Genomic DNA, 1,327 nt, shown 5'->3' with positions numbered 1-1,327 from the left:
TTCACTTGTGCGCTGGCTTGCACAATTTCAGAGTGACACGAAAGCCTGTTCAGTATCCTAATCATCCTAAGCCTAAATTGACATAAACTCTAATGCATTCGCAAAGTCCAATTCTAATCTTAGAACCTGCTTAAATGAATCTTAGAATATCCTTAGAATCATGAGATTGGGTTACAAACAGGTCCCGATCCGGTATCATTTTCCAGTCGGTCTTTTATGTATAGTTCCTGCACAATAACCAGCAGCACAGCAATCAGGGGCGAGGCAAATAACACCCCCGCCAGCCCCACCAGAACGCCCAGAAGCACCTGACCGAACAGCAGCAGCGCGGGCGGTAGGGATACGAATTTTTTATCGAGCAGGGGCGTGAGCACATAGCCTTCCAGCGATTGTACCCCCATGTAGAGAATAAACACGTAGAGCACTTGCGAGGTACCTCCCGGCAAGGCTACCAGCATAGCCGGGGCCAGTGCAATGTATGGGCCAAGATTCGGAATAAAGTTGAGTATGCCCGCTATGATGCCCAGCACAATGGCAAACGGAACGCCCAGAATAGCCAGTCCCACCCCCGTTACGACGCCTACAACGGTCATCGTAATGGACCGACTGATAAACCAGTTTTTCAGCGTAGTATAACACTGGTCCATGACATCCAGCAGGCGGTTTCGGTACGTTGGATTGAACAGTTTTACAAACCCTTTCCGATAGCTGCCAGGGCTGGATGCGAGGTAGATACCCGTGATCACCACAATCAGGATGTTCACCAGCCCGCCCAGTGTACTGGAAACAATACCGGTCATTTGCGACAGTACCCCTTTGCTCATACTGTCTGACGACAGCAGTTTACTAGGATTTTCCGGTATACCATCCAGTAGTTTTTGCCCCCATTTTGTTTGCGACAGATTACGCTTGAGCTGATCAAAGGCCTTCGGTAAAGAGTCGGCCAGTTCGTTGGCCTGCTGGTTTACGACTGGAGCCAGCGCCCAGACGGTACCGCCAATCAGCACGACCAGAAGTATCAGTACCAGGGCAACAGACAGGTTATAAGAGAGGGATGTCTTATCACTTAAAAAATGACCCAATGCGCTGATTACCACCGCAAAGATAATCCCCCCAAAAACCAGAAAGAAGAAGTTGGCCGCGTAACTAACCAGCAAAAACAGGGCGAGAATGAGCAGACTGACAAAAGCCGCTGTAGCAGCCCGGCGCGCGAAGGAATTTGTGTGTCTCATACCTAAGTACAGGACAAAAGTGGTACAAGGTGGCCAACAGGTTGGCCTTTAAGGATTCTATCGCGCAGTTCATCTAAACCGTGACGGAATAAACT

1 protein-coding gene is annotated in these 1,327 nt (G+C 49.4%); it reads right to left on the bottom strand.

Annotation, left to right across the window (positions count from 1 at the left end; translation table 11 throughout):
• Positions 1-158: 158 nt before the first annotated feature.
• Positions 159-1,232, bottom strand: a complete 1,074-nt coding sequence (locus tag B157_RS0113640; RefSeq protein ID WP_020603874.1) for an AI-2E family transporter — start codon at positions 1,230-1,232, stop codon at positions 159-161.
• Positions 1,233-1,327: the final 95 nt, after the last annotated feature.

Origin of the sequence: Spirosoma spitsbergense DSM 19989 (assembly GCF_000374085.1) — a bacterium.
Lineage (GTDB): Bacteria > Bacteroidota > Bacteroidia > Cytophagales > Spirosomataceae > Spirosoma > Spirosoma spitsbergense.
This window is presented reverse-complemented; position numbering and strand designations above follow the sequence as displayed.